24 protein-coding genes and 1 tRNA gene are annotated in these 26,603 nt (G+C 67.5%); 17 read left to right on the top strand and 8 right to left on the bottom strand.

The window, feature by feature from the left end; genetic code table 11:
- The first annotated feature begins 16 nt into the window (after positions 1-16).
- The 4 genes from VCJ71_RS07880 (at position 17) to VCJ71_RS07865 (ending at position 5,738) form a co-directional block, all read left to right on the top strand.
- The gene (locus VCJ71_RS07880; RefSeq protein ID WP_324640286.1) at positions 17-994 is read left to right on the top strand and encodes an Mrp/NBP35 family ATP-binding protein; all 978 of its coding nucleotides are present in this window, start codon (positions 17-19) and stop codon (positions 992-994) included.
- A 1-nt stretch (position 995) separates the two neighbouring features.
- Positions 996-3,263 carry a molybdopterin cofactor-binding domain-containing protein gene (locus VCJ71_RS07875; protein WP_324640284.1) on the top strand — a complete coding sequence of 756 codons (2,268 nt, stop codon included), beginning with the start codon at positions 996-998 and terminating at the stop codon, positions 3,261-3,263.
- Positions 3,260-4,282 carry a ferrochelatase gene (hemH, locus tag VCJ71_RS07870; RefSeq protein WP_324640282.1) on the top strand — a complete coding sequence of 341 codons (1,023 nt, stop codon included), beginning with the start codon at positions 3,260-3,262 and terminating at the stop codon, positions 4,280-4,282. The genes VCJ71_RS07875 and hemH overlap by 4 nt, the downstream gene beginning before the upstream one ends.
- A 70-nt stretch (positions 4,283-4,352) precedes the next feature.
- Complete coding sequence (locus VCJ71_RS07865) at positions 4,353-5,738, top strand: cytochrome P450 (protein ID WP_324640280.1); 1,386 nt, start codon at positions 4,353-4,355, stop codon at positions 5,736-5,738.
- 283 nt (positions 5,739-6,021) lie between these two features.
- On the opposite strand, the gene VCJ71_RS07860 is transcribed toward VCJ71_RS07865, so the two are convergent.
- Positions 6,022-6,180 (bottom strand): DUF1674 domain-containing protein, encoded by a 159-nt coding sequence (locus VCJ71_RS07860; protein WP_324640278.1) that lies wholly within the window; start codon positions 6,178-6,180, stop codon positions 6,022-6,024.
- A gap of 51 nt (positions 6,181-6,231) precedes the next feature.
- Between VCJ71_RS07860 and VCJ71_RS07855 the strand changes: the two genes are divergently transcribed.
- Positions 6,232-7,470 carry an RsmB/NOP family class I SAM-dependent RNA methyltransferase gene (locus VCJ71_RS07855; protein WP_324640277.1) on the top strand — a complete coding sequence of 413 codons (1,239 nt, stop codon included), beginning with the start codon at positions 6,232-6,234 and terminating at the stop codon, positions 7,468-7,470.
- Here the strand turns inward: VCJ71_RS07855 and VCJ71_RS07850 are convergent.
- The 3 genes from VCJ71_RS07850 to msrA are packed head-to-tail and all read right to left on the bottom strand — an operon-like array spanning position 7,467 to position 9,560.
- Positions 7,467-8,045, bottom strand: a complete 579-nt coding sequence (locus VCJ71_RS07850; RefSeq protein ID WP_416379149.1) for a glutathione S-transferase — start codon at positions 8,043-8,045, stop codon at positions 7,467-7,469. The two genes, VCJ71_RS07855 and VCJ71_RS07850, sit on opposite strands and share 4 nt — an antisense overlap.
- 44 nt (positions 8,046-8,089) lie before the next feature.
- Positions 8,090-9,022 carry an oxygen-dependent tRNA uridine(34) hydroxylase TrhO gene (gene trhO / locus VCJ71_RS07845; protein ID WP_324640276.1) on the bottom strand — a complete coding sequence of 311 codons (933 nt, stop codon included), beginning with the start codon at positions 9,020-9,022 and terminating at the stop codon, positions 8,090-8,092.
- A gap of 4 nt (positions 9,023-9,026) precedes the next feature.
- Positions 9,027-9,560 carry a peptide-methionine (S)-S-oxide reductase MsrA gene (gene msrA, locus VCJ71_RS07840; protein WP_324640275.1) on the bottom strand — a complete coding sequence of 178 codons (534 nt, stop codon included), beginning with the start codon at positions 9,558-9,560 and terminating at the stop codon, positions 9,027-9,029.
- 113 nt (positions 9,561-9,673) lie between these two features.
- Between msrA and VCJ71_RS07835 the strand changes: the two genes are divergently transcribed.
- The 11 genes from VCJ71_RS07835 to VCJ71_RS07785 all read left to right on the top strand — a co-directional run bounded on the left by VCJ71_RS07835 (position 9,674) and on the right by VCJ71_RS07785 (position 20,059).
- Positions 9,674-10,516, top strand: coding sequence for a class I SAM-dependent methyltransferase (locus VCJ71_RS07835; RefSeq protein ID WP_324640273.1), 843 nt, complete (start codon positions 9,674-9,676; stop codon positions 10,514-10,516).
- A 7-nt stretch (positions 10,517-10,523) separates the two neighbouring features.
- Positions 10,524-11,402, top strand: a complete 879-nt coding sequence (gene aguB, locus VCJ71_RS07830) for an N-carbamoylputrescine amidase (RefSeq protein WP_324640271.1) — start codon at positions 10,524-10,526, stop codon at positions 11,400-11,402.
- Complete coding sequence (folK, locus tag VCJ71_RS07825) at positions 11,387-11,878, top strand: 2-amino-4-hydroxy-6-hydroxymethyldihydropteridine diphosphokinase (RefSeq protein ID WP_324640269.1); 492 nt, start codon at positions 11,387-11,389, stop codon at positions 11,876-11,878. Before aguB ends, folK begins: the two co-directional genes overlap by 16 nt.
- 28 nt (positions 11,879-11,906) lie before the next feature.
- Positions 11,907-11,982 (top strand) — tRNA-Lys (locus VCJ71_RS07820).
- Positions 11,983-12,062: 80 nt separating this feature from the next.
- The gene (locus tag VCJ71_RS07815; RefSeq protein WP_324640267.1) at positions 12,063-14,174 is read left to right on the top strand and encodes a chemotaxis protein CheA; all 2,112 of its coding nucleotides are present in this window, start codon (positions 12,063-12,065) and stop codon (positions 14,172-14,174) included.
- Positions 14,171-14,653 (top strand): chemotaxis protein CheW, encoded by a 483-nt coding sequence (locus VCJ71_RS07810; RefSeq protein ID WP_324640266.1) that lies wholly within the window; start codon positions 14,171-14,173, stop codon positions 14,651-14,653. The genes VCJ71_RS07815 and VCJ71_RS07810 overlap by 4 nt, the downstream gene beginning before the upstream one ends.
- Before the next feature lie 54 nt (positions 14,654-14,707).
- Entirely contained in the window at positions 14,708-15,073 is a 366-nt protein-coding gene (locus VCJ71_RS07805; RefSeq protein WP_324640264.1) for a response regulator, read from the top strand.
- Positions 15,074-15,089: 16 nt separating this feature from the next.
- Entirely contained in the window at positions 15,090-16,175 is a 1,086-nt protein-coding gene (gene cheB / locus VCJ71_RS07800) for a chemotaxis-specific protein-glutamate methyltransferase CheB (protein WP_324640262.1), read from the top strand.
- Complete coding sequence (locus VCJ71_RS07795; RefSeq protein WP_324640260.1) at positions 16,172-17,020, top strand: CheR family methyltransferase; 849 nt, start codon at positions 16,172-16,174, stop codon at positions 17,018-17,020. The genes cheB and VCJ71_RS07795 overlap by 4 nt, the downstream gene beginning before the upstream one ends.
- A 115-nt stretch (positions 17,021-17,135) precedes the next feature.
- Positions 17,136-18,674, top strand: a complete 1,539-nt coding sequence (locus VCJ71_RS07790) for a putative bifunctional diguanylate cyclase/phosphodiesterase (protein ID WP_324640259.1) — start codon at positions 17,136-17,138, stop codon at positions 18,672-18,674.
- Positions 18,671-20,059, top strand: a complete 1,389-nt coding sequence (locus VCJ71_RS07785; RefSeq protein ID WP_324640257.1) for a methyl-accepting chemotaxis protein — start codon at positions 18,671-18,673, stop codon at positions 20,057-20,059. The genes VCJ71_RS07790 and VCJ71_RS07785 overlap by 4 nt, the downstream gene beginning before the upstream one ends.
- Positions 20,060-20,062: 3 nt before the next feature.
- Here the strand turns inward: VCJ71_RS07785 and hmgA are convergent, their stop codons facing one another.
- The 4 genes from hmgA to VCJ71_RS07765 form a co-directional block, all read right to left on the bottom strand.
- Entirely contained in the window at positions 20,063-21,370 is a 1,308-nt protein-coding gene (gene hmgA / locus VCJ71_RS07780) for a homogentisate 1,2-dioxygenase (protein ID WP_324640255.1), read from the bottom strand.
- A 63-nt stretch (positions 21,371-21,433) separates the two neighbouring features.
- The gene (locus VCJ71_RS07775; RefSeq protein ID WP_324640254.1) at positions 21,434-22,450 is read right to left on the bottom strand and encodes a fumarylacetoacetate hydrolase family protein; all 1,017 of its coding nucleotides are present in this window, start codon (positions 22,448-22,450) and stop codon (positions 21,434-21,436) included.
- 100 nt (positions 22,451-22,550) lie between these two features.
- Complete coding sequence (locus tag VCJ71_RS07770) at positions 22,551-25,355, bottom strand: ATP-binding protein (RefSeq protein ID WP_324640253.1); 2,805 nt, start codon at positions 25,353-25,355, stop codon at positions 22,551-22,553.
- On the bottom strand, positions 25,352-25,744 hold the full coding sequence (locus tag VCJ71_RS07765) for a response regulator transcription factor (protein ID WP_324640252.1): 393 nt from the start codon (positions 25,742-25,744) through the stop codon (positions 25,352-25,354). The genes VCJ71_RS07770 and VCJ71_RS07765 overlap by 4 nt, the downstream gene beginning before the upstream one ends.
- Positions 25,745-25,847: 103 nt before the next feature.
- Here VCJ71_RS07765 and VCJ71_RS07760 point away from each other — a divergent pair, with 103 nt between their 5' ends.
- On the top strand, positions 25,848-26,603 hold the full coding sequence (locus VCJ71_RS07760) for a hypothetical protein (protein ID WP_324640251.1): 756 nt from the start codon (positions 25,848-25,850) through the stop codon (positions 26,601-26,603).

The following is a 26,603-nucleotide window of genomic DNA, read 5'->3' as shown; positions in this document are numbered from 1 at the left end:
CGCTAGCACGCCGGTCATGGACGAAACCCCCGCAGCGCGCCGCAGTCTTTCCGCAGGCGACCTGCCCGATGCCATCGCCGGCCGGGTCCAGCGGCTGACGCTGGAAGGCGGTACTGCGACCTGCATCCTGGACGCAGGCGGCCTCGGCGCGGGCGAGCGGGCGCAGCTGGAGGATGGCGCGCGGGCCGCGCTGCTCGGCATGGCCGGTGTCGACGACGTGCGCATCGCCCTGACCGGGGAGCGGGTGAAGCGGCAGCTGGTCGCCATCGGATCGGGCAAGGGCGGGGTCGGCAAGTCCACGCTGACTGCCAACCTTGCGGTCGCGATGGCGCAGATGGGCCACAAGGTGGGCGTGATCGACGCCGACATCTACGGGCCGAGCCAGGCGAAGCTGCTCGATTGCGAGGGTTTGAAGGCGGAGGCGCAAGGCAAGCAGCTGGTCGCGCTGGACAGTCCGCACGGGGTGCGCGTGCTTTCCATGGCCCACCTGATCGAGCCGGGCCGCGCGATCGCGTGGCGCGGGCCGATGGCGGCAGGGGCACTGACCCAGCTGGTCGAGGCCGACTGGGGCGATGCGGAAATCCTGCTGATGGATTTGCCGCCCGGCACCGGCGACGTGCAGATCACCATGCTGCAGAAGCACCGGCCCGACGGCGCGGTGATCGTCTCCACGCCGCAGGACCTGGCGCTGATCGACGCGATGCGCGCAGGGCAACTGTTCGAGCAGGGGCAGGTGCCGGTGATCGGGCTGGTCGAGAACATGGCGGGCTATGTCTGCCCCCATTGCGGGGAAGCGAGCGACCCGTTCGGGCGCGGCGGGGTGGAAACGGCGGCGCAGCGCCTCGACATCCCCTTCCTCGGCCGCATCCCTCTGACCATGGACTTGCGGCGTGCGAGCGATGCCGGAACGCCGCTGGCCGAGGGGGTGGAAGCGCAGGGCTTTGCCGCTATCGCGCAGGCGCTGGCCGGCTGGCTGGCAGAGGCCGGGCGCTAGGATGCAGGTCACGCGGCGCGGCGTGCTGGTGGGCGTGGCGGCGGCAGGCGGCCTTGCCGCGCTCTACACGCTCGCCCCGCGCGACTACGCGATCCCGCTCGACCCGGCTGACGGCGAAACCGCCTTCGATGCCTGGATCAAGATCGCGACCGACGGGATGGTCACCGTAGCCGTGCCGCAGCTCGAAATGGGGCAGGGCGTCACCACCTTGATCCCGCAGGTCGTCGCGATGGAGCTGGGCGCGGACTGGCGCCAGATCGCGGTGCAGGCCGCGCCGGTCAGCGGCGCCTATGCCAACACCGTGCTCGCCGCCGAATGGGCGCCGCTGTGGATGCCTGTCGCCGGCGGGCTGGCGGAGGATGCGGACGATTTCCTCGTGCGCCGCTTTGCCGGGAGGGAGCGGTTCACCGCGACCGCAAACGGCACCTCGCTCGCCGCTTACGAACAGCCGTGCCGCGATGCCGCGGCCAGCGTGCGCGCGCTGCTCTGCATGGCGGCGGCTGACCGCTGGGGCGTCGACTGGGAGGAATGCCGCACGGAAAACGGCTTCGTCATCCACGATGCGGAGCGCCTGAGGTTCGGCGATCTGGCGGAGGAGGCAGCGGGGTTCGTACCGCCCGATCCGCCGCCGGTCTTCTCCAAACCCCCGGCCGACACGCCCGCCGTCCCATCCGGCCCCGGTTTCGGGGAGGAGACCAACGCCTGGCCCCGGCTCGACCTGCCGGCGAAAGTGGACGGCACGTGGCAGTTCGCGGGCGACGTGCGGCTGCCCGGCCTCGTCTATGCCGCGATCAAGCACGGCCCGCTCGACAAGGCGGAACTGACCGCGTTCAACCGCTCGGCTGCGGCGGACATGCGCGGCGTGGTCGGGATCGTGGAGGGCAAGCGCTGGCTGGCCGCGGTCGCGGAAACCAGCTGGCTGGCGGAACGCGCGGTCGAGGCGATGAGCCCGCGATTCTCGGTCATGCGGCTGGTCGATAGCGAGGCGATCGCGGTCGCGCTGTCGGATGCGGAGCTGAACGGCACGGGCACCGTCGTCGCCACCCGCGGGCAGGGCGCGGAAGGCTTCGGCAAGACCGACCTTGCCCTGCGCTACGAAATCGCGCCCGCGCTCCACGGGCAGATCGAGCCGACCACCGCCACCGCGTGGTACCGCGACGGCACGCTGGAGCTGTGGCTGGCGAGCCAGGCGCCCGAACAGGCCCGCCGCGCGGCGGCAAAGGCGGCAGGCGTCGCGCTGGAAGACACGATCCTTTACCCGATGCCGGCAGGCGGCAGTTTCGACCGGCGGCTGGAGCATGGCCACGCGATCGAAGCGGCGGTGATCGCCCGCGAAATCGGGCGGCCGGTGCAGCTGACGTGGAGCCGGTTCCAGGAACACCTGGCAGGGTATCCGCGCACGCCGGCCTCGCTGCTGCTCTCCGCGCGGCACGGGGACGAGGGGACGATCACCAAGCTGAAAATGCGCGCCAGCCTGCCCGCGACCGCACGCGAATTCGGCGAGCGCCTGTTCGGCAATGCGACCAGCTGGAGCGCCATCGAGAACACGGCGGGCGAGGCGGACCCGATGGCGCTGGCGGGCGCGATGCCGCCCTATGCCATTCCCGACGTATCGATCACCCACGTGCCCGCCGCCATCGACCTGCCGACGGCGCGGATGCGCGGCAATGCCCACGGCTACACCTGCTTTGCGATCGAAAGCTTCATCGACGAGCTGGCCCGGCGCCACGACCGCGATCCGCTGTCCTACCGGATGGCGCTGCTGGGCCAGGACCTGCGGCTGGCCGAATGCATGCAGCGCGCTTCCCGCCTTGCGGCGTGGGACGGCGGCTCGGCGGGTTCGGGGCAGGGGCTCGCCTGCCATGTCATCGGCGGGGCGCGGATCGCGGCCATCGCCAACGCGCAGCCGGGCGAAGGCGGCGTGCGGGTCAAGTCGATTCACGCCGCGGTCGATATCGGCCGCGTGGTCAACCGCGACATCGCGCGCCAGCAATTGGAAGGCGGGCTGGTCTTCGGCATCGGCCTCGCCGTGGGCTGCAGCACCGATTACCGCGACGGCTTGCCGACCAGCCAGCGGCTCGGCGACCTCAACCTGCCGACCCTGGCCGACAGTCCGGAGATTACCGTGGACTTCGTCGACAGCACGCTGCCGCCCGCCGATCCGGGGGAGATCGGGGTCGCGGTCGCCGCGCCCGCCATCGCCAATGCGCTGTTTTCGGCAACGGGGCTTCGCCTTCGCCGCCTGCCGCTGCTATCGGCCGGCCTATGACCTGGCAGACCCAGCAGCTTCCCGGCGATCACGCGCAAGTGAAGAGCGGCCGTATCGGCGTGCTCCTCGTCAATCTCGGCACGCCCGATGCGCCGACACCCAGGGCGGTGAAACGCTACCTCGCCGAATTTTTGTCCGACCGGCGGGTGGTCGAAATCCCGCCCATCGCGTGGCAGCCGATCCTGCGCGGCATCATCCTCAACGTCCGCCCGAAGAAAAGCGCCCATGCCTATGCGCAGGTCTGGGGCGAGGACGGCTCCCCGCTCGCCGCCATCACGAAGGCGCAGGCCGAAGGGCTGGCAGGGCGGCTGGGCGATCGCGTCCACGTCGACTGGGCCATGCGCTACGGCACGCCGTCCATTCCGGAGCGGCTGCAGGCGATGCTGGACGCAGGCTGCGACCGTATCCTGTTCGCCCCGCTCTACCCGCAATACTCCGGTGCGACCACGGCGACCGCGTTCGACAAGGCGGCCGATGCGCTGAAGGCGATGCGCTGGCAGCCCTCCTTGCGCACCCTGCCGCCCTATCACGACGATCCGCTCTATATCGATGCGCTGGCGGCCGATCTTTCGGGCCAGCTCGATGCGCTCGATTTCGTGCCGGAAGTGCTGCTGCTCAGCTTCCACGGCATGCCGCAGCGCACGCTGGAGCTGGGCGATCCCTACCACTGCCACTGCCGCAAGACCGCGCGGCTCCTGGGCGAGAAGCTGGCCCGCGACGGCTTGCGGATCGAGACCACGTTCCAGAGCCGCTTCGGCCCGGCCAAGTGGCTGGAGCCGGCAACCGACGCCACGCTGGAAGCGGAAGGCGCGAAGGGCACGAAACGCCTTGCCATCGCGGCGCCGGGCTTTTCGGCAGACTGCCTGGAAACGCTGGAGGAGCTGGTGATCCAGGGCCGCGAGCAGTTCGTCGGCGCAGGCGGGGAAGCATTCGCGGTGCTCGAATGCCTCAACGCGCGCGAACCCGGCATGACCATGCTGGAGGCGATGGTCCGGCGGGAACTATCGGGCTGGATTTAAGCGTCCGGTTAACTTACATTTATGTAAGTAGATCGCCCGCCCCATCCCATCCGCCCGCCCGGAGTCCTTCATGGCCACGCTTGCATCCCACGCTGCCGAACCCGCCCGCTACACCCACTGGTCGCAGGCGATCCCCAAGGACGCGGTGGACCACATTCCCGGCGAACACGGCCTGCCGGTGGTCGGCCACACGTTCAGCCTGCTGGGCGGCCCGCACGAGTTCACGCGGAAGATGCAGGCGAAATACGGCAACATCTACCGCGTGTGGAGCTTCGGGCGCTGGCACGTCAGCCTGCTGGGTGCGGAAGCGAACGAGCTGGTGCTGTTCGACCGCGAGAAGATCTTTTCGAGCGAGCAGGGCTGGGGCCCGGTGCTCGACCAGCTGTTCCCGCGCGGGCTGATGCTGATCGATTTCGATCACCACCGCGTCGATCGCCGCGCGCTGTCCATCGCCTTCAAGCCGGGGCCGATGCGTCATTACGCGGGCTCGCTCAACGCCGGTATCTCGCGGCGCGTCACCGAATGGGGTGCGGGCGAGATGGAATTCTACCCCGCGATCAAGCAGCTGACGCTGGATTTGGCCGCCGAGAGCTTCATCGGCCTGCCGTTCGGGCCGGAAGCCGACCGGATCAACGAGGCTTTCGTCTACATGGTGCAGGCCTCGGTCGCGCCGATCCGCAAGCCGTTGCCCGGCACGCTGATGCGCAAGGGCGTGAAGGGCCGCGAATTCCTGGTCGATTTCTTCACCAAGGAAACGCATCGCCGCCGCGCGGAAGGCGGCGGGCAGGACATGTTCAGCCAGTTCGCCACGGCCGAGCGCGAAGACGGCACGCTGCTGCCGGTCGACCAGGTGGTCGATCACATGAACTTCCTGATGATGGCGGCGCACGACACCATTACCTCCAGCGCGACCTCGCTCGTCTGGCTGCTCGCCAGGCATCCCGAATGGCAGGAGAAGCTGCGGGAGGAACTGCGCGCCGTGACCGGCGGCGAAGGCCGCGACCTCGATTACGACGATCTCGGCAAGGTCGACCTCACCGAAATGGCGTTCAAGGAAGCGCTGCGCCTGATCCCGCCCGTGCCTTCGATGCCGCGCCGCGCGCTCAAGGAATTCGAGTTCGAGGGCTACACCGTCCCGGCCGGCACGACCGTGGGCATCAACCCGCAGTTCGTCCACACGATGGAAGAACACTGGGACGACCCGCGCAGCTTCGATCCGATGCGCTTCACGCCCGACAAGGTGAAGGCGCGCCACAAATACGCATGGGTCCCCTTCGGCGGCGGCGCGCACATGTGCCTCGGCCTCCATTTCGCCTACATGCAGATCAAGGTGCTGATGGCGCAGCTGCTGACCCGCTACCGCATCGAGGTGGCCGACGGCTACCAGCCCGAATGGCAGGCCTGGCCGATCCCCAAGCCGAAGGACGGGCTGAAGATTTCGCTCAGAAGCCTCTGAGCATCATTTGTTTCATGACCGCGCCTCCGCGCGGTCGTCCTCGCGGCTATTCTCTCCGCCGGGACTTCGTTCCGGCTACGAGGCCGCTGCGGTCGGCCGGTTGGCCTCTGGCACCGCCTGCGCGGTGCGCCAGTGCTACATTGCGAATTAAGTTGCGGAGCTCCGCCGCGCAGGCGGCGGCAAGGGCGACCGCCCGCCCCGCACCTGCCCCGCCGCGCAGCGGTGGGAACAGCAGGGAGGACGAAGCCGCGGAGGCGGCTTCATGAAACAAACAATCCAACTTTCAAAAATCTATAGCGATGCCGTCTTTGACCCAGTCGCCGTATCGCGTCGGGCTGAGCTTCTCGTCCATCTCCGGCTTTTTCGGCGCGGGCGGCGGTTCGCTCGTCCAGTGGGCTGGCTTTTCGAAGGTTTCGGGCCGCTTGGCCGCGCGTTTGGTCATGCGGTTGAAATGCGCATGGCGGGCCGGGGTTTCAACCGCTAGAGGGCCGGCATGGCGATCCAGGGACTGAACTCGCGCAAGGCTGCGCTCAAACTGCTCGATGGCGTACTGCACCGGGGCGAGGTGCTCGACCGGATGCTGCCGCTGGTGACGCGCGAGCTGTCGCCGTCCGACACGGCGCTGGCCCGCGCGATGGCTAGCGAGGCGCTGCGCTGGCTCGCCGATCTCGACGCGCTGATCGACAGCGCGACGAAGAAGCGCCTGCCGGACGATGCCAAGGTACGCAGCGTGCTGCGGCTGATGCTGGTGCAGGTGCTGCGGCTCGATACGCCGCCGCATGCCGCCATTGCCACCGGCCTGCCGCTGCTGGTGGGCGGCCCGCGGCGGCTGGCGCACGGCGTGTTTTCCACCCTGACCAAGGGCGGCGCGGCGCTGCCGGACTATCCCACCCTGCCGGACGGGCCGATGGCGCGCTGGGGGGACATGGCGGAAGATGTGGCGAAAGGCCTCGCCGGGCCGCCGCCGCTCGACCTGACGCTGCGCGATCCCGCCGCGACTGCGCAATGGACGGAGAAGCTGGGCGGCGTCTCGCTGATGCCCGGCCACGTCCGCCTGCCGCGCGGCCAGCGGGTCGAGGATCTCGAAGGGTTTGGCGACGGCGCGTGGTGGGTGCAGGATCTCGCCGCGTCGCTGCCCGCACGGATGCTCGGCGCCACTGCGACCGAGGGGGAGGGGCGCAGCGCGCTCGACCTGTGCGCCGCGCCGGGCGGCAAGACGATGCAGTTGGCGGCGCAGGGCTGGCGCGTCACCGCGGTCGACAGCAGCGTGGCGCGCACCGCGTTGATGCGCGACAATTTGAAACGCACCGGCCTCGAGGCGGAAATCGTCGTCGCCGACGCGCTGGAGTGGGAGCCGGAGGAGCAGTTCGACGCGATCCTGCTCGATGCGCCGTGCAGCGCCACTGGCACCTGCCGCCGCCATCCCGACGTGCTGCACCGCATCGGCGGCAAGCAGATCGCGGAACTGGCGGAATTGCAGGCTGCCCTGCTGAAGCGCGCGAGCGGCTGGCTGAAGCCGGGCGGTACGCTGGTCTACGCCACCTGCTCGCTCGAACGCCGCGAAGGGGAGGGGCAGGCAGGCGCGGTGGAAATGACGCTGCAGCCCATCACGCCGTCCGAACTGCCGGAAGGGCTTGCGCCCACCGACGACGGCTGGCTGCGCACCCATCCCGGCCAGTTGCCGGACGCCGGCGGCCTCGACGGTTTCTTCGTCGCGCGGTGGAAGGCCTAAGGAAAGAACGCCGCCTCGTCCTCCGCGCTCCACGGGGCGTGGCGGACCATCACCGTCTTGAAAAGCTCGCTGCCGACATGGCGGGCGAGCCAGGCGTGGACGCGGGGGATGGGCTGGGCGTCGAACCAGTCGCGGTCCGTTGCGGCGAACTGGCGGACAAAGGGGAAAATCGCCGCGTCCGCCTTGCCGCGCATTTCGCCACACAGGTTGGCGCTGTCTTCCAGCCGGCGTTCCAACTCGTGCAGGAAGGCCAGCCCGTCTGCCCGGTGCTCCAGCGGATCGGTGTCGTAGCGCGTGTGGTATTTGTAGCGGTCGAGCGCGTGTTTGAATGGGCCGTCGCAACGCGCAACGAGGTCCGGGTCGTCGCGTTGCAGCCAGTCTTCCGGGTCGTGGGCGCCCAGGGCATGATCCATGATGGAAAGGCTCTCGTCGATCACAACATCGTCGGGCAGGACGAGCACCGGCACCGTTCCCTTGGGCGAAGCTTCGAGCATCGCCGCCGGCTTGTCTGACAGCTTCACCTCGCGCAGCTCTACCTGTTCGTTAGCCACTGCCAAAGCCAGCCGCGCCCGCATGGCATAGGGGCAGCGGCGGAAGCTGTAGAGGACGGGACCCGCAATCAGTCGGTCTCCAGCACGGCCCCGACATGGGCGCGGCCCTTGCTCAGCGCGAGCGCTTCCTGCCGCTGGCGTTCGCGATAGGCGGCGCGCTGTCCCTCGGTGCGTTCGTCGTGGCAGGCGGGGCAGCTTACGCCGTCCTCGTAGAGGGGAGAACGCCGGTCGGCTTCGCTCACCGGTCGGCGGCACGCGAAGCACAGGCCGTGCGATCCTTCCGCCAGGCCATGGCCGAGCGACACGCGCTGGTCGAACACGAAACACTCGCCGCGCCACAGGCTTTCTTCTTCCGGCACGGTTTCCAGATAGCGCAGGATGCCGCCCTTGAGGTGGTAGACCTCCTCCACCCCTTCGGACTTGAGGAAAGCGGTCGATTTCTCGCAGCGGATGCCGCCGGTGCAGAACATCGCGACCTTGCGCGGTCTGTCACCGTCACCGAGCAGCGCGGCACGGTTGTCGCGGAACCACTGCGGGAATTCGCCGAACCCCTTGGTGGCGGGATCGATCGCGCCTTCGAACGTGCCGATGCCGACTTCGTAATCGTTGCGCGTGTCGATCACCACCGTGTCGGGATCGGCGATCAGCGCGTTCCAGTCCTCCGGTTCGACATAGGTGCCGACGCTGGCGGTGGGATCGATATCGGGCTGGCCCATCGTCACGATCTCGCGCTTCAGCCGCACTTTCATGCGGTGGAACGGCATCACGTCGGCTGACGAGAACTTGACGTCGAGTCCGGCGCAGCCGGGCAGGGCGCGGATATGGGCCAGCACCGCGTCGATGCCCTCGGGCGGCCCGGCAATGGTGCCGTTCACCCCTTCCTTTGCCAGCAGGATCGTGCCGCGCACCCCCCCCGCCTTGCACGCGCCGAGCAGCGGCGCGCGAAAGGCGGCCGGGTCCTCGAACGGGGCAAAGAGATAAAGGGCGGCGACACGGATCATGCGGTCAGGCCTTCACCTTGTTCTGGAAGCTCTTGCGCAGCTTCATCAGCTTGGGCGGGATCACCGCGAGGCAATAGGGGTTCCGCTGGCCTTCGCCTTCCCAGTATTCCTGGTGGTACCCTTCCGCAGGGTACCAGGTGCCGTCCTCTATCGTGGTGACGACGCCGCCGCCGCGCGCCTCGTTCTCGCGCGCGATGCTGGCTTCGGCTTCGGCCCGCTGCTCGTCGTCGAGCGGGAAGATCGCGCTGCGATACTGCGTGCCGACATCGTTGCCCTGCCGGTTGAGCTGGGTCGGGTCGTGCGTCGCCATGAAAATGTCGAGCAGCTCGGCATAGGAGATGGTGTCGGGATCGTAGAACACCTTCACCGCCTCGGCGTGGCCGGTGCTGCCGCTGCACACTTCCTTGTACGTGGGGTCGGCCGTCTCGCCGCCGATATAGCCGCTCTCGACGCTGCTGACGCCGATCACGTCGTTCATCACCGCCTCGGTGCACCAGAAGCACCCGCCGGCCAGGATTGCCTGTTTCGTATCTGCCATGTCGTCAATTCTCCTTCGACGAGCATGTAGGAAGCCGCCTGCGCTTTGTCATCGCACTTGTCTCCCATCCCGCTCTCGGCAATAGCTCGGTGACACGAAACCGGGAGAATTCCATGCGTCGCCTGCTTGCCACTGCCGCCATCCTCGCCATGACCGCCGCCTCCGCGCCCGCGATGGCCGACCATCACGGGGAAATGGCCATGGGCGGCATGCACGCCAGCCACCATGCCTTGCGCTCCGTGCTGGCCAGCGATGCCCGCGGGGAAGACGGCGCGCGCGACGCGTATCGCCATCCGTTCGAAACGCTCGATTTCTTCGGCGTGGAGCCGGGCATGACCGTGGTCGACTACATGCCGGCGGGCGGCTGGTACACGCGCATCCTGGTGCCCTATCTCGGCGCGGAAGGCCGCTATATCGGCCTGATGCCGGATCCCGCGGCCGCCGATGCGAGCGGGTTTGCCGATTACTTCGGCGCGCTGCCCGGCCGGTTCGCGGAAGCCTATCCCGGCTGGAGCCTGACCGGGGCGCCGATCGAAGGCTACGCTTCGCAGGACGTGCCCGAAGCGATGGCCGGCACGGTCGACCGGGTGCTCATCTTCCGCGAGATGCACAACCTCCTGCGCTCCGGCACGATGTACAACGAACTCACCCGTATCCGCAGCATGCTGAAGGACGACGGCAGGCTCGGCATCGTGCAACACCGCGCGAAGGCCGATGCGCCGGCGGACTATACGCTCGGCACCAAGGGCTACCTGCGCCAGGACGATGTCATCGCGCTGGTCGAAGCCCACGGCTTCGAGCTGGTCGGCATGAGCGAGATCAATGCCAACCCGGCCGATCCGGCGAACTGGGAAGACGGCGTGTGGACGCTGCCCCCGGGCAACCGCGGCGACAATGCCGAGGCTGCAGCGGTGGGCGAAAGCGACCGCATGACCCTGCTCTTCGCCAAGCGCTGAGGCGAAAATGGCGCGCACGCTGACCGTCGCAGCGCTGCAGCTGGCCCTGGGCAGCGAGGACGAGACCGCCAATATCGAGGCCGTGTCGGCGCTGGTCGAGAAGGCCGCGGGAGAGGGAGCGCAGGTCATCCTGCCGCCCGAACTGTTCGCCGGCCCCTATTTCTGCAAGGTGGAGGACGAGGCGCTGTTCGACCGCGCGCGCCCGACCGCCGAGCACCCGAGCGTGCTTGCGATGCAGGCGCTGGCGAAAAGGCTCGGCGTGGCGATCCCCACCAGCTTCTTCGAGCGAGACGGCCATCATTACTACAACACGCTGGCGATGGTGGACGCGGGCGGGGAAATCCTCGGGACCTATCGCAAGAGCCATATCCCCGACGGGCCGGGCTACGAGGAGAAGTACTATTTCCGCCCCGGTAACGACGGGTTCAAGGTGTGGGACGTGAACTTCGGTTCGGGGGCGACCCGCATCGGCGTCGGCATCTGCTGGGACCAGTGGTATCCGGAAGCCGCCAGGGTGATGGCGCTGATGGGCGCCGAAGTGCTCTTTTACCCCACCGCCATCGGCTCCGAACCCTATGACGCGGAATTCGACACCAGCGCCATGTGGCAGCGCGCGATGCAGGGGCACGCGGTCTCCAATTGCATGCCGGTCGTCGCGGCGAACCGCATCGGGACGGAAAGCGAGACCGGTTCCGACCAAGCGTTCTACGGCCACAGTTTCATGACCGACGAATGGGGCGAAAAGCTGGGCGAATTCGGGCACGAGAAAAGCGGCGTTCTGGTCCACACGCTCGACCTCGACCGGGCGGCAAAACACCGCGCAGGGATGGGTTTCTTCCGCGACCGCCGCCCGCAGCTCTACGGCCGCATTTGCGAGGACATCTGAGCCACCGCTACCTGATCGCGCTCGGCAGCAACCGGCGCCATGTGCGCCATGGAGGGGCGCGCCGGATCATCACGGCGGCGCTCGCCGCAATCGGCGCGCTGGATGCCCGCGTCCTCGCCGTTTCGCCCACGATGACCAGCCGCCCGCTCGGCCCTTCGCAACGCGATTATGCCAATGCGGCGGCGGTCATCGAAACCGCGCTGCGCCCGCGCGAATTGCTGCGCGAATTGCAGCGTATCGAGCTTGATTTCGGACGGCGCCGGCGCGGACGGCGTTGGAGCGCGCGCACGCTCGACCTCGACATCGTGCTGTGGGACGGCGGGGTCTTTTCGGACGATGCGCTGGCGATCCCCCATCCGCATTTCCGCGAGCGCGACTTCGTACTCGGCCCCGCCGCCGCGATCGCGGGCCGCTGGCGGGATCCGGTAACCGGGCTTTCGCTCGCCCATCTCCATGCGCGCTTGACCAAGCCCTGACCCCGCCTTAGGGCGGCGCGCGGTGGATGGGCCCTTAGCTCAGTTGGTAGAGCAACTGACTTTTAATCAGTAGGTCGCTGGTTCGAACCCAGCAGGGCTCACCACCTTTTCCCCTCCCGCCGTCTTGAGCAATCGTTAACCATCCCGCTGCATAGATCGGACCCGATCATTCCGGGGACGATCGATGGACGACTTGCTGGCCGAATTCGTGGCCGAAACACGCGAAATGCTGGACGCGCTGGGCGGCGAGCTCGTCGCGTGGGAGGCCGATCCGGCCGACCGCGAACGGCTCGACCAGATTTTCCGCTTCGCCCACACGGTGAAGGGCAGCTGCGGCTTCTTCGACTTCCCCCGCCTCGAAAAACTCAGCCACGCAGCGGAAGAAGCGCTCGACGAAGTGCGCCGCGGCAACCGGCAGGCGAGCCCCGCGCTGGTCACCGCCGTGCTGCGCGTGATCGACCGCATCACCGACCACATCAACGCCATCGACGCCGGGCAAGAACTCACCGCCGGCGGCGACGAGCACCTCATCGCCGCGCTGGCCGCGGATGCCGAGGATGTCGATGTCGCACCGCTCGCGGCGCTCGATAGCGATGCCGGGTTGGGCGCGGCGGAGGAAAGCGAAGCGGAACGGCCGCGCGCGCCCGTGGTCCAGCGCTCCATTCGGCTGCCGGTTGAATTGCTCGACCGCATGATGAGCGGCGTCTCCGACCTCGTACTCGCCCGCAACGACCTTGGCCGGGGCCTGCGCGACATGGGCGGCGACCCGGTGGTTGACGGCACGTTCGAACGCATGTCCGCCATCCTTGACGAGGTTCGCGACGCGGTGACGCGGATGCGCATGCAGCGGATCGAACTCCTGTTTTCCTCCCTGCCGCGGCTGGTGCGCGACCTTTCGCGCGAACTCGACAAGCAGGTGCTGGTCGATTTCGAAGGCGGCGACGTGGAACTCGACCGCGAAATGGTGGAATCCATCCGCGACCCGTTGACCCATGCCATCCGCAATGCCGTCGACCACGGGTTCGAGCCTGCTGCCGAGCGCCGCGCCGCCGGCAAGCCCGACGTCGGCACGCTCACCATCGGGGCAACACAGGCAGGTAACCAGATTTATCTGAATGTGCGCGACGACGGCCGGGGCATCGATGCCGAGAAGGTCGCCGCCAAGGCGCTCGAAAAAGGCCTTGTTGACGCGAAACAGCTGAAGGCGATGTCCACGCGCGAGAAAGCCAATCTCGTCTTCCTGCCGGGCTTCTCGACCGCAGAGACGGTTACCGCCGTCAGCGGCCGCGGGGTCGGCATGGACGTGGTGCGGGCCAATATCGAAAAGGTCGGCGGCGGCGTGGAATTGTCCAGCAAGCCGGGCGAGGGCACCTCTCTGGTCATGCGCCTGCCGCTGACGCTAAGCATCATCGACACGCTGAGCGTGGATATTGCCGGCCAGCGCTTCGTCATGCCGCGTTCGGGCGTCGAGGAGATCGTGCTGGGCGCCGACGAAGACCGGCATTTCCACGAACTGGGCGACGGGACCTACCTAGAATTTCGCGGCAAGCGCGTGCCCTGCCTGGAGCTGGAGCGCATTCTCGAGCTCGATGGCGGCATCGCGCGTGCCGACCGCACCTACGTGGTCGTGCGCTTCTCGCGCCAGCACCTGATTGCCTTTGCCGTCGACGCGGTGATCGATCACGAGGAAGCGGTCATCAAGCCGATCGCGCCTGAGCTGACTGCCACGGGCCTCTATACCGGCGCGACTTTGCTCAACGACGGGACGCCGGTCCTGGCACTGGATATCGCCAGCATCGGCCTGCGCAGCGGACTGATGAAGATCGGCAAGGGCGTGGAGGAAATCGCCGGCGAAACCGAGGTTTCGGGCGAGACCGGCAAGGCCGCGGATATCGAAAGCCAGGTGATGCATTTCATCGGGTTCGACGATATCGCCCGTTGCATCCCGATGTCCGAACTCGCGCGGATCGAGACCATCGATGCCGCCACGGTCGAGAAACACGCCGGCACGTACCGCGCGGTGATCGAGGGCACGCTGCGCGTGATCGCGGGCCTTGCGGGCGATCCGCCTGCGGATGGCAAGCTGCGGCTGCTGCGCTTCGAGCGGGACGGGCGCGAAGCCTTTTATGCCATCCGGGCTATCGTGGACGTCGCCGAAGCGACCGGCGGGTTGGTGGAAGGCTCCGGCGAGGCCCTGACGAAGGGTTACGTGGTGATCGGCGGCAAGCCGGTCCCGATGATCGACACGGCGGCGATCGCGGCCGAGGCCGGACAGGTTGCGGAGGCAGGACGATGAGCGAGCGCGAACCGGTGGCCGCTGGCGACCTTGTCCTGGTGATGGAAATCGGCGGAAGGCTGGCTGCCGTTCGCGCTGTCGAGGTCGCGTCGGTCGACGAAGTGGAGCGGATCGTCCCCGTGCCGGGCGCACCGCCGCACATCCTCGGCCTGGGGGCCCAGCGCAGCCGGGCGCTGACCGTGCTGGACGCGTGCCGCGCCGTCGGCGTCGAGGCCGCTTCGGCCCAAGCGTCCGACGACGAACGCTGCCTGATCGTGGTGCGCGAGGAATACTTCTACGCGGTCAAGCCCGACCGCGTGCTCGATGTGGGTCCTGCGGCAGGGGATGAAATGCCGTTGCCGCAAGGTCTTGGCGACGGCTGGAGCCGCACTGCGACGGGCACCATCGAGACAAGCTACGGCGCGGCGCTGCTGCTCGATCTCGATGCCCTGCTGCGCGGGCCCGAAGTATCTGCGGGGAGCCACAAGGCTGCTGCTTAAGGGGATGGTTACCGCCCGCTGCTAGCGCGGTGGTATGAAGAGGGAAGCAACATCATGAAAACCTGCCTAGTCGTCGACGACTCACGCGTGATCCGCAAGGTATCGCGGCACATTCTAGAATCGCTCGATTTCACCGTCGACGAGGCCGAAAACGGCCAGGACGCGCTCGACAAATGCGATGCCGGCATGCCGGACGTCATCCTGCTCGACTGGAACATGCCGGTCATGAGCGGGATCGAATTCATCGTAAAATTGCGCGAACGGCCCGATGGCGCCGTGCCCAAGGTGGTATTCTGCACCACCGAGAACGATGTCGCGCACATTCGCGAAGCGATCGATGCCGGCGCCGACGAATACGTCATGAAGCCGTTCGATCACGAAACGCTCCAGATCAAATTGCAACTCGTCGGCTGCGCCTGACCCAAGGGGCGGCCGGGTGAGTACCATCCAGTCTGGCAAGGCGGGCATCGGGCCTGCCCGACGCCGCGCGCTGATCCGCGTGATGGTGGTCGATGATTCGATCACCGTGCGCAGCGCCGTGTGCCGGACTATCGACCCGGAACCCGACATCGTCACCGTCGCCACGGCGGGCAGCGCGGAAGTCGCGCTGGAAATCCTCGAAGGCCAGCCGGTCGACGTGATCGTCCTCGACCTCGAAATGCCGGGGATGGGCGGGCTGGCGGCGCTGCCGAAACTCTTGGAAACCGCGCCCGAGGCGCAGGTGCTGGTGGTGTCCTCCCTGACCGCGCGCGGGGCGGAAGCGACCGTCCAGGCGCTCGCCATGGGTGCGGCCGACACGCTCGAAAAGCCGCGTTCGGGCCAGTTCGACGATGCCTATCGCAGCCGTTTCCTCGCCCAGCTGAGGGCGCTGGGGGAGCAAGCCCCGCTTGCACCCGAAGCGCCGCCGGTGCCGCGGGCCAAGGCAGCCAAGTCGGCCCGTGTCGAAGCGCTCGCGCTGGGCGCATCGACCGGCGGCATCCACGCGCTTTCCACCCTTTTGCGCGCCATGCCGGCGACGGTCGGGGTGCCGATCTTCGTGACGCAGCACCTGCCCTCTTCCTTCATGACCGTGTTTGCCGGGCAATTGGCTGCGGCTTCGGGGCGCGAAGCCGCCATTGCGCAAGACGGGATGGCGGTGCAGTCCGGCCGCATACACATCGCGCCGGGCGACGGGAATATTGTCGTTAAAGGCAGCCGGGATGCACCGGTCATCCATCTCACGCACGAACGATCGGCGAGCCATTGCCTGCCTTCGCTCGATCCGATGTTCGCCTCGCTCGCTGGTGTCTATGGCGAGGCGCTGCTGGCGGTCGTGCTGACCGGAATGGGCCGCGACGGTCTTGCCGGCGCGCGCGACGTGGCGGCGACGGGCGGCACCGTCCTGGCGCAGTCGGCGGAAAGCTGCGCCGTCTACGGAATGCCGCGCGGCGTCGTGGAAGCGGGGCTGGTGCGCCAGAGCCTGCCGCCTGCCGAACTCGGTCACGCAATCGGCAAGCTGTGCGGGGTCCCCGCATGGACATGAGCAGTGCTTCGGCGCGCATCATCGCCGATCTCTTGCGCGCGCGAACCGGCCAGCAACTGACCGAAAACCGCCTTTGGCGCATTCCCAGCGCGCTTGCCGGCGTCTTCCGCAAGAACGGCCTCAGCAATCTCGACCAGCTTGTCTGCCTGCTGGCCGAGCCGGGCAACGGCGACCTCGCCACCGAGGTGGTCGAGGCGCTGATCAACAACGAGACCTATTTCTTCCGCGACCGGCAGATGTTCGACGCGCTGCAGCAGCAGGTCCTGCCCGAGCTGCTGAAGAAGCGGGCCGATCGCAAGAGCCTGCGCATCTGGTCGGCGGGATGCTCCAGCGGGCAGGAGCTGCTGTCCATCGCGATGATGCTGCGCGATTTGCCGCAGGCGCGCGATGGCTGGGCCTTCACGCTCGTCGGCACCGATATTTCGAGCCGGATCATCGATCAGGCGCGCGCCGGGCTTTACTCGCAATTCGAAATCCAGCGCGGGCTCGCGGTGATCCAGATGCTCGGCAATTTCGAAGAAGAGGATTGCGGCAACTGGCGCGCCGCGCCGGAGCTGCGCCGGATGATGCGCTTTGAACAGCGCAGCCTGCTCGACAGCGCGCCGAACGGCGGGCCGTTCGACCTGGTGCTTTGCCGCAACGTCCTGCTGTATTTCGACGACTGGACCCGGGCGATGATGTTCGACCGGCTGCGCGGCGCACTGGCCGACGATGGACGCCTGATGCTTGGTGCTGGCGAAACGGTTGTCGGTCAGAGCGTCCTGTTCGAACCGCTCGGCGACGGCAGCGGCCTGTTCGGCCCGGCGCCCGCCGCCGGCCAGGATGCGCGCCGCCGCCGCGCCTGAGCATTTCCCGTTTGTATCAATGCGACATTCGTTCGCGGGCATTTATACTTAATTAGCGTTTACCTCTTAGCCCGATGTCCAGCGTGGACAGGGCTGACCTGTCCCGACCGAGGGCATGATGAGGTTCATTTCGACATTCGATCCGAAGGAATGGTCGCCGCGGCAGTTGGTGATGCTGCCGCTGGGCGGGATTTCCTTCGTCTTCGGCCTCATCATCCTGTTCTTCGCGCTTGGCCTGCAAACTTCGATGCTGCCCGTCTGGGCGATGATCGTGACCGGCGTCGCGCTCTACCTGCTGGCCCTCTTCCTGCTTGGCCGGGTCGGCATGGCGAGCGTCGACCGGCTCGAACATCTCGGCCTGACCGACAGCCTCAGCGGCCTGCCCAACCGGCGGGCGCTGCACCGCGATGTGGCGCGCAGGGCGGGGCCTGGCTGCGAAGTGGCAGTAGCCCTGGTCGATCTCGACGGGTTCAAGCAGGTCAACGACACCTACGGCCATGCGGTCGGCGACATGGTGCTCAAGCTTTGCAGCGACCGGCTGGTCGAACTCTGCGGCGACGATTCGCTGTGCTATCGCCTCGGCGGGGACGAATTTGCGGTTGCGGTCGTGGGCCCGATCGCGGGCAACATCCTCGAAGGGATCAGCCGCCGTATCGTGGAAGCTTTCCATCGCCCGCTCGACGTAGGCGGCCGGCACATCGTCATCGGCACCAGCATCGGCCTCGCCCGGTCAAGCGGCAACGACGGACTGTCGTCGTCCGAACTGCTCCGGCAGGCCGACGTCGCCATGTATGCCTCCAAGCGCGGCGGCAAGATGCGCTGCACCTGGTACATCCCCGAATTCGACGAGAACCGCGAATCCAAGCGTGAGCTCGACGTGGAATTGCGCAAGGCGCTCGGCAATGGCGAATTCAAGGTCCATTACCAGCCGCTCGTCGATGCCAACGATCGCCGGATCGTCGCGGTCGAGGCGTTGCTGCGCTGGGAGCGGAAGAATGGCCCGCCCATCGGTCCCAATGTCTTCATCCCGATCGCCGAGGAATCCGGCTTCATCAACAATATCGGCCTGTGGGTCCTGCGCCAGTCGTGCCTCGATGCGCGCGGGTGGGACGATCTCAAGGTTTCGGTCAACATCTCGGCGGCGCAGCTGCGCAATCCGGAATTTCCGGTCCAGGTGGGCCATATCCTCGAGGAAACCGGCTTCCCGGCCGACCGGCTGGAGCTGGAGGTCACCGAGACATGCCTCGTGCTCGATCCGATCGTGGTCGGGCGCAGCCTCGACGTGCTGCGGCAATTCGGCGTCAGCGTGGTGCTCGACGATTTCGGCACCGGCTACGCCTCTATCGGTTTCCTGCGCCAGTTCCGATTCGAAAAGCTGAAGCTGGACCGCACGCTGATCACCAGCGCGGAGGCCGATGACGGCAGCCGCGCGATGATGCTGTCCAGCATTTCCGTCGCCCGTGCGATGGCGATGGCGGTGACGGCAGAGGGCGTCGAGACCGAGGCGCAGGCCACGCTGGCGCGCACCGCCGGCTGCGACCAAATCCAGGGCTGGCTCTATTACCGGGCCATGCCGGCGGAAAAAATCGAGGAATTGCTTGCTGCGGCAAGGCTTGAAAACGGCCGCGGGGGCGGCACTGCGGAGGTAGCATGAGTTCAGTAGACGATCTCGCCCGGGATCTGCGCCAGCACGTCGATAACGAGCTGGTACAGTCGGATCATGGCCCGGAAACCGGTAAGGTTGAAGGATGGTTCTCGCGGCTCGATTCCGACAAGAAGCTGTTCGTCACGACCGGCTTTCCCATCCTTTTCATTCTGGTGCTGGGCGGCACTGCCCTATTCGGAATGTGGCAGGCTTCCAGCATCAACGGCGATCCGGCCGTCGCAAGCGCGCTTCGCACGGCGTCCTGGAGCGTCATCGGCGTCGCCGCCGCGATGGTCGGGATGATTGCCCTCGGCGCCCGTGTGCTGACCAATGACATCGTCGTGACCGTGCGCCAGCTCGCAGCCGTGATGGAACGCATTTCGCGCGGCGAGACCGAGTTCGTAATTCCTTCGCGCCAGCGGACCGACGAGTACGGCGACATGGCCCGCTCGCTCGAGATCATGCGCCGCGGCACCCGCCGCCTGCTCAAGCTGACCGCGGACGAGCAGAAAGCGCACGAACGCAAGGCCCGGCTGCGCGAGGAGCAAAAGGAAAAGATGCTGATGCTGGCCGACCGGTTCGACCGGACGGTGGGCGAAGTGGTCGTGAGCGTGGGCGCGGCGGCAAACCAGCTGCACAGCACCGCGACGCAGATGTCGGCCTCTGCCAATACCTCGTCTGCGCAGGCCGACGAAGTCTTCGAGGCCGTTTCCGAAGCGGCCACCGGGGCAGCCGCTGCAGCGGCCGCGAGCGACGAGTTTGCCATGTCCATCGGCGAGATCAGCCGCCAGGCCGCCAGCTCCAGCGAGCTCGCCAGCCGCGCCGGGCAAATCGCAGAGGAGGCGGACGGCACTATCAGCGGGCTCGCCAGCGCCGCGGAACAGATCGGCGAAATCGTGGGCCTGATCTCCACCATCGCCAAGCGGACCAACCTGCTGGCGCTCAACGCCTCGATCGAGGCGGCGCGCGGCGGGGAAGCCGGGCGCGGCTTCGCCGTGGTGGCGAGCGAGGTGAAGGAACTGGCCGCGCAGACCAGCCGCGCGACAGAGGATGTCGCCGCGCAGATCCGCGCGATCCAGGATTCGAGCAAGGCCAGCGTCGAGGCGCTGCGCACCGTGAACGCGCAGATCGCCGAACTGGGCGCGACCTCGATCTCCATCGCCACGGCCGTGGACCAGCAGTCGATCGCCGGGCGCGAGCTAGCGCAGAGCATCGACCGCGCGTCCAATTCGACGGAGCTGGTTAACAGCCACGTGCGCAAGGTACGCGACGCGTCCATGACGACCGGTGCGGCGGCGAGCCAGGTGCTCGGCTCGGCATCCGAATTGCAGGACCAGGCCCATGCGCTGCGCAGCCAGGTGGACGAATTCCTCGCCCACATCCGCGCAGGCTAGGGGTCAGTTTCCGGGCAGTTTCGCCTTTTCGAAACCGTCCCACACATCGTCGTAGTCGGGCTGGCAGCCGGGGCTCGCCATCGCTTCTCTCGTGGGGCGGAACACGAGGTTGCTTTCGAACATGAAGGCCATCGTGCCGTCGATCTTGTGCGGCTCCAGGTCTGCGCCGGTCGCCTTTTCCCAGCTCGCCTGGTCGGGGCCGTGGCCCGCCATCTGGTTGTGGAGCGAGGCACCGCCGGGCACGAAGCCACCGCCTTCCTTGGCATCGTATTCGCCGTCGATCAGGCCCATGAACTCGCTCATCACGTTGCGGTGGAACCACGGCGGGCGGAACGTGTCTTCCGCCACCATCCAGCGCGGCGGGAAGATCACGAAATCGCAATTCGCGGTTCCGGCGACGGCGGTGGCGCTGGTCAGCACGGTGAAGATCGACGGGTCGGGGTGATCGAAGCTGACGGTGTTCATCGTGTTGAACCGCGTCAGGTCGTAGCGATAGGGTACCAGGTTGCCGTGCCACGCGACCACGTCGAGCGGTGAATGCGGCAGGGTGGTGCACCACAGCGCGCCCTGGAACTTGTGAACCACCTCGCAAGGCTCGTCGCGATCTTCGCACCACGCTTCCGGCGTTTCGAAATCGCGCGGGTTGGCGAGGCCGTTCGAGCCGATGGGGCCGAGGTCGGGCAGGTGGAACAGCGCGCCGTAATTCTCGCATACATAGCCGCGCGCGCGCCCGCCGGGCAGCATGACGCGAAAGCGCAGGCCGCGCGGGATAACGCAGATGTGGAGCGGCGGCACGTCGAGCCTGCCGAGCTCTGTTTCGATGACCAGCGCGCCTTCCTGCGGCACGATCAGCATCTCGCCGTCGGCATTGCAGAAAACCCGCCCTTCCATCGAAGCTGTCGCGGCATAGCCGTGGACACCCAGCCCGGTCATCGAAGCGACATCGCCATTGGTGGCATAGGTGAACAGCGCATCGACGAAGTCGCGCGGCTCTTCCGGCCACGCCAGCGGATCCCAGCGCAGGCGGTTGGGCGAGGGCGCGGGATCGCCCGTCGGCGCGGAGCGAACCTGCGAGATTCCGGTATAGCGCGTGAACGGCGCGTGCTGCGCGGTAGGGCGCATGCGGTAAAGCCAGCTGCGCCGGTTATGGTCGCGCGGCGCGGTGAAGGCGGTGCCGGACAGCTGCTCTGCATAAAGCCCGTACGGCACCTTTTGCGGGCTGTTGCGCCCCACGGGCAGCGCGCCGTCCACCGCCTCGGTACTGAAGTGGTTGCCGAACCCCGGCATGTACGCCGGCTGGTGCTGGGTCATGGACTGGCCTCCTTCAAACCGGTTTCATCTGTAACTATCGGCCGGCGTGCAATCAAGCCGCACCTAGCGGGAGGCTGGCGGTTTCACTTCCTGCTCGATCGCGCCGAAAATCGAATGGCCTTCGCCATCGTCCATCCAGATGCGTACCGTGTCGCCGTGATGCATGAATTCGGTCGAGGGCTTGCCGTCACGGATCGTCTCGATCATGCGCTGCTCGGCAATGCAGCTATAGCCCTTGCCGCCATCGGCCACGGGACGGCCCGGCGAATTGTCGGGATCGCGGTTGGACACGGTGCCAGAACCGATGATGGTGCCGGCGGAAAGGTCGCGCGTCTTGGCGAGGTGGGCCACCAGCGTGCCCATGTCGAACGTCATCTCCTCGCCTGCTTCGGCGCGTCCGAAAGGCTGGCCGTTGTAATCGACGTTGAGCGGTCGGTTGAGCTTGCCGCCCTGCCACAGATCGCCCAGTTCGTCCGGCGTCACGAACACCGGCGACATGGCGCTGGCGGGCTTGGACTGGACAAAGCCGAACCCCTTGCCGAGCTCGGCGGGGATCAGGTTGCGTAGCGACACATCGTTGGTGAGGCCCACGAGGATGATGTGATCGAGCGCATCGGCGGCGGACACGCCCTGCGGGACGTCGTCGGTGACCACCACGATCTCCGCCTCCATGTCGCAGCCCCAGCTCTCGTCCGCCAGCGGGATCGGGTCGCGCGGGGCGAGGAAGCCGTCGCTACCGCCCTGGTACATCAGCGGGTCTTCCCAGAAACTGTCGGGCAGCTCGGCGCCGCGGGCGCGGCGCACCAGCTCGACATGGTTCACGTAGGCCGATCCGTCGGCCCACTGGTACGCGCGCGGCAGGGGCGAGGCGGCTTCGCGTTCATGAAAGCGTTCGCGCGGGATGGCGCGATGTTCGAGGTCTTCGGCCAGCTTTTCCAGCAGCGGGCGGAACCGCTCCCAATCGTCGATCGCCCCCTGCAAGGTGGAAACGATGTGGCTGGCGTCGGCGCACCAGGCGAGGTTCTTCGAGACGACGACGAGGCGGCCGTCGCGGCCCCCCTTCAGGCTGGCAAGTTTCATGGGCTCTCCAATTGCGTATCCGTGCCCTTGGCACACTCGCGAAAGGAATGCACGGGGTGCGCTGTGCGATCCGAAGGCGGATCCGCATACAGGCTCCCGGTCAGGCGGCGCGCAGAAGGGCCTCGGCAGCGGGCGGCGCGGCGATCTCCGCATCCTCGGCCTTGAGCGCCAGTTCCAGCTCGCTGGCGAGCTTGCCCAGCTCCTCTTCCCCGAACATCCCGGCCGTGCCTGCCAGCTTGTGCGCGGTGCGGGCGACTTCGAGCGCGACCTCGCCGGTGAACTGGCCCTCGCGCACGAGCTGGGCTACCGCGTCGAGCGCTTCGCGGCGTCGGGCGAGCCATTTCTCCTGCAGGCTATCCGATGGCGGGGGCGCGGCAAAGCCGGTGGGGAGAGGCGGCGGCGGAGGGGCCTCGCCGCCAGCCGCTCTGCCAGCCACGCCGCCAACCTCGCCGCCAACCTCGACGGCGGGGCCCAGCCAGCGTGAAAGCGCTCCCGCCAGGTCTTCGTACCGGATGGGTTTGGAGAGGTGGTCCTGCATGCCGGCGCTGCCTGCCGCGGCGCGATCCTCGTCGAAAGCATTGGCGGTCAGGGCGACGATCGGCAGCATGTCGCCATCGATCCCGGCCTCGCGGATTTCGCGTGCGGCCCCGTATCCGTCGAGCCTGGGCATCTGCACGTCCATCAGGACCAGGTCGAAGGGTTCGCCCGCCCTGTGCGCCGCGATCGCCTTGTCCGCCGCCTCGCGACCGTCTTCCGCATGCACGACGCGCTGGCCACAATTCTCCAGCATGGCGGTGGCTAGGATGCGGTTGATGTCGTGGTCCTCGGCAAGCAGGATGCGCCGCCCGTGCGGCACATTCATTCCGGTTTGCTCCGGCATCTCGACCGCCGCACCGTCCTCGTTCGCCTCGACCAGCGGCAATTCGAGAGTGAAGCGGGAGCCTTCGCCATAGGTACTCGCCGCAGTCAGCGTCCCGCCGAGCAGTTCGGCGAGCTGGCGGGAGATGGTAAGGCCCAGCCCGGTCCCGCCAAAGCGGCGCGAGGTGGCATTGTCGGCCTGCTCGAACGGTTGGAAAATCGATTCCAGCCGGTCTTCCGGGATGCCGACCCCGCTGTCGCTGACCGACGCTTCCAGCATTCCGTCGGCCCCCGCGTGCACCGCGATCTTCACCCCGCCTTCGGACGTGAACTTGATCGCATTACCCAGCAGGTTGAGCAGGATTTGCCGCATCCGCAGCCCGTCGGTGCAGATGGTCCGCGGCAGTCCATCCTCGACCTCGCACGTAAGCGCGATTCCTTTCGCCGCCGCATTGGCCGATTGCAGCTTCACGCAGCTGTCGACGAGGTGGCGCAGGTCGACGGGTTCGGGCGCCATCACTGTCTGGCCGGCCTCGATCTTCGAGATGTCGAGAATGTCGTTGAGCAGGCGCATCATCGTCTTCCCGCTTTCGGCAATCAGCTGCACCTGCCGCGCCTGTTCCGGCGGCAGGTCGCTGCGCTGGAGCAGCTCGGCAAAGCCGAGCACGCCGTTCATCGGGGTGCGGATCTCGTGGCTCATGTTGGCGAGGAATTGCGACTTGGCCGTGGCCGCGTTTTCCGCGTGGCGACGGGCGCGGATCAGCTGCGCTTCCAGCGCGACCCGCTCCGTCACGTCGCGGGCGCACACGATGATGGTGCGCTCGTCATACTGCCGGTCGTCGACGAGGGCACAGTCGGCCTCGATGTAAACGGGCGTGCCGTCCGGCGCATCGAGCAGGCGGCGATAGGTGAAGCGCAGGTTGTCGTCCTTGCCGCCGGTGAGACGGGCGAGGGCGTCGGTGATCGAGACCTGAGCTTCGGGATGGACCACGCTGTCGGGCCGCTTGCCGATGAAATCCTTCGGTGGGCGGCCGAGGACCGTGCGGACCGAAGGCGAGGCATCGATGCACACCCCGTCGAGGTCGAAGCGCATCACCGCATCGGTGAGGTTGTTGGCGAGCAGCGCCAGCTTGCGCTTCTGGTCCTCCAGCGTGCGCAGCAGGCGGCGTTTCCGCCGGAGCGCGGCGGCGACGGGGACACCGGTCAGGAAGACCGAGGCAAGGAAAGCCTGCAGCACCATCAGCCGCTGGTCGAGCGGGGCGGCCATCAGCGAGATCGGGCCGCTGTCGTACGCCGTCGCGACGATCGCGACCAATGCGATCCAGATCGTGCCCATCACCGTGGCCAGCAGGCCGAGGTGGTAGGCGAAGACGACCACGACGGTCGCGCAGAAGAAGAGCAGCGGGTAGGAGCTTTGCGCGAATACGCCCACCACGACCAGCAGGCCGAGCGGCATGATCCAGCCCCGCGTGCCGCGCAGGTCGAGCCATTTGCGGCCCTCGCCGTCGATGCGCCGCCAGTCGGCGAGGGCGTCCCACAGGATCAGCACGCTCGGCAGGCCGAGCATCATCCCGAGCGAATCCGTCAGGTACCAGCGCAGCGTCTCGCCCCATTCCAGCTGGCCGGTCAGCGGCAGCAGCAGGCCGACCAGCGGAGCCAGGACACAGGCGGCGAGGAGGAACTGGCCGACGAATTCGAGCCGGGAGGGGTCGGGACGCTCCCCGCACCAGCGGCGCAGCAGGAGCACCGCGACGGCGATTTCGGCGACATTGACCACCGAGAATGCCAGCGAGGTCGCCAGCGCGCTTCCTTCGACCAGGTTGATGGAGACGCCGGCCACGAAAATCGCCGCCAGCGTCATGCCCAGCCGTGTCGAGGGAATGCGCAGGATCATTGCCACCGCCACCGCATTGGGCAGCCACACGGCGGCGAACTGTTGATCGCCGCGGGTCAGCTCGATGCTACCCGCGGCGATCGCCAGGAAACCGAGCGCGATGGCTATCGCGCCGGCCATCGCCCGGATGATCGGAACAGCGTGCCCGGTCATGCGATCAAACTGCGCTGGCAAGGATGCCGCACGAGCAGCGCGGCAATGCGGCGCGCGAACTCGTGCGGCGAAAACGGCTTGGCGAGGAAATCGTCCGCGCCCGCCCGCAGGGCTTCCAGCGTGAAGCGCGGATCGTTCTCCGCCGTGACCATCATCACCGGGATCGCCGCCCCCATCCGCGCCGCACGGATGACCTGCAGCGCCTCCAGCCCCGAACGGCGCGGCATGCGATGGTCGAGCACGATCACGTCGGCGGATGCCTGGGCATAGCGATCGAGCAATTCATCGCCATCGCCGACCACGCGGACTTCGTGACCGCCGTCGATCAGGCAGGCGCGCATGGCGGCCCCCTGCAGTCGGTCGTCTTCGGCTATCAGGATACGGCTCAATTCGTTTCCCCCGCTGAGGCTTGCGGGGGTAGGGCTGCCTCCTTAATCGTAGCGAAGCCGAGACTTCGGTACGAACGCGTAGGACGAGACGGACCCGGACACGATGAGCGATACCGAATTGCCGCAGGAGCGGACCGGATACCTGGGCGCGAAGAAGTGGAACTGGAAGACGATCATCGTGGTCGCCGTGCTCCACGTGCTCATCTTTGCCGGGCTGATCCGCGCGCTGGCGCCGGACTTCGTGGCCGATGCGGTGGACAGCGTGGAATCGCTGGTCACGGTGACCGTCAACACGCCGGACGAACCCGAGCCGGAGCCGACGATGGCGCCGACGCCCGAGCCCGACGCAGGCCAGGAAGCCGCTGCGGGCGAGCGGGCCACCCCGCGCGAAGTGACCGCCCCCGAAACCCGCATAACGCCGAGCGCGCGTCCCGCGCCGCGTGCCAGTTCCACCGGCAATGACAACCGCTCCGGTGCCAGCGAAAGCGGCAGCGGCACGGGATCGGGCAACAGCGGCGACGGCACGGGCGGCGGCGGAACGGGCAGCGGCAGCGGCGCCGTGGGGATCGCCACGCGGCCCTCGGTCAGGTCGGGCGCAATCGACGAGGCGCGCGACTTCCCCATCCCGCCGGGCGGGCGCGAAACGCGCTTCGGCAAGCGGGTGGAAGTCATCTTCACGGTGACGACCGACGGACGGGCGCGCGGCTGTTCGGTCAGGTCTTCCAGCGCGGATGCCGACACCACCGCCCGCGTGTGCCCGCTCGTGATGGAAAAGGTCCGCTTCAACCCGGCGATAGACACCAACGGCAATCCGGTGGAGGCGCGCTATGGCTATCGCGTGGATTTCCGGGCACGCTGA

It is taken from the genome of Pseudoblastomonas aquimaris (assembly GCF_035481675.1).
GTDB lineage: Bacteria > Pseudomonadota > Alphaproteobacteria > Sphingomonadales > Sphingomonadaceae > Alteriqipengyuania_B.
Note: the sequence above shows the minus strand (reverse complement) of the source record. Positions and strands in the feature narration are given on the sequence as shown.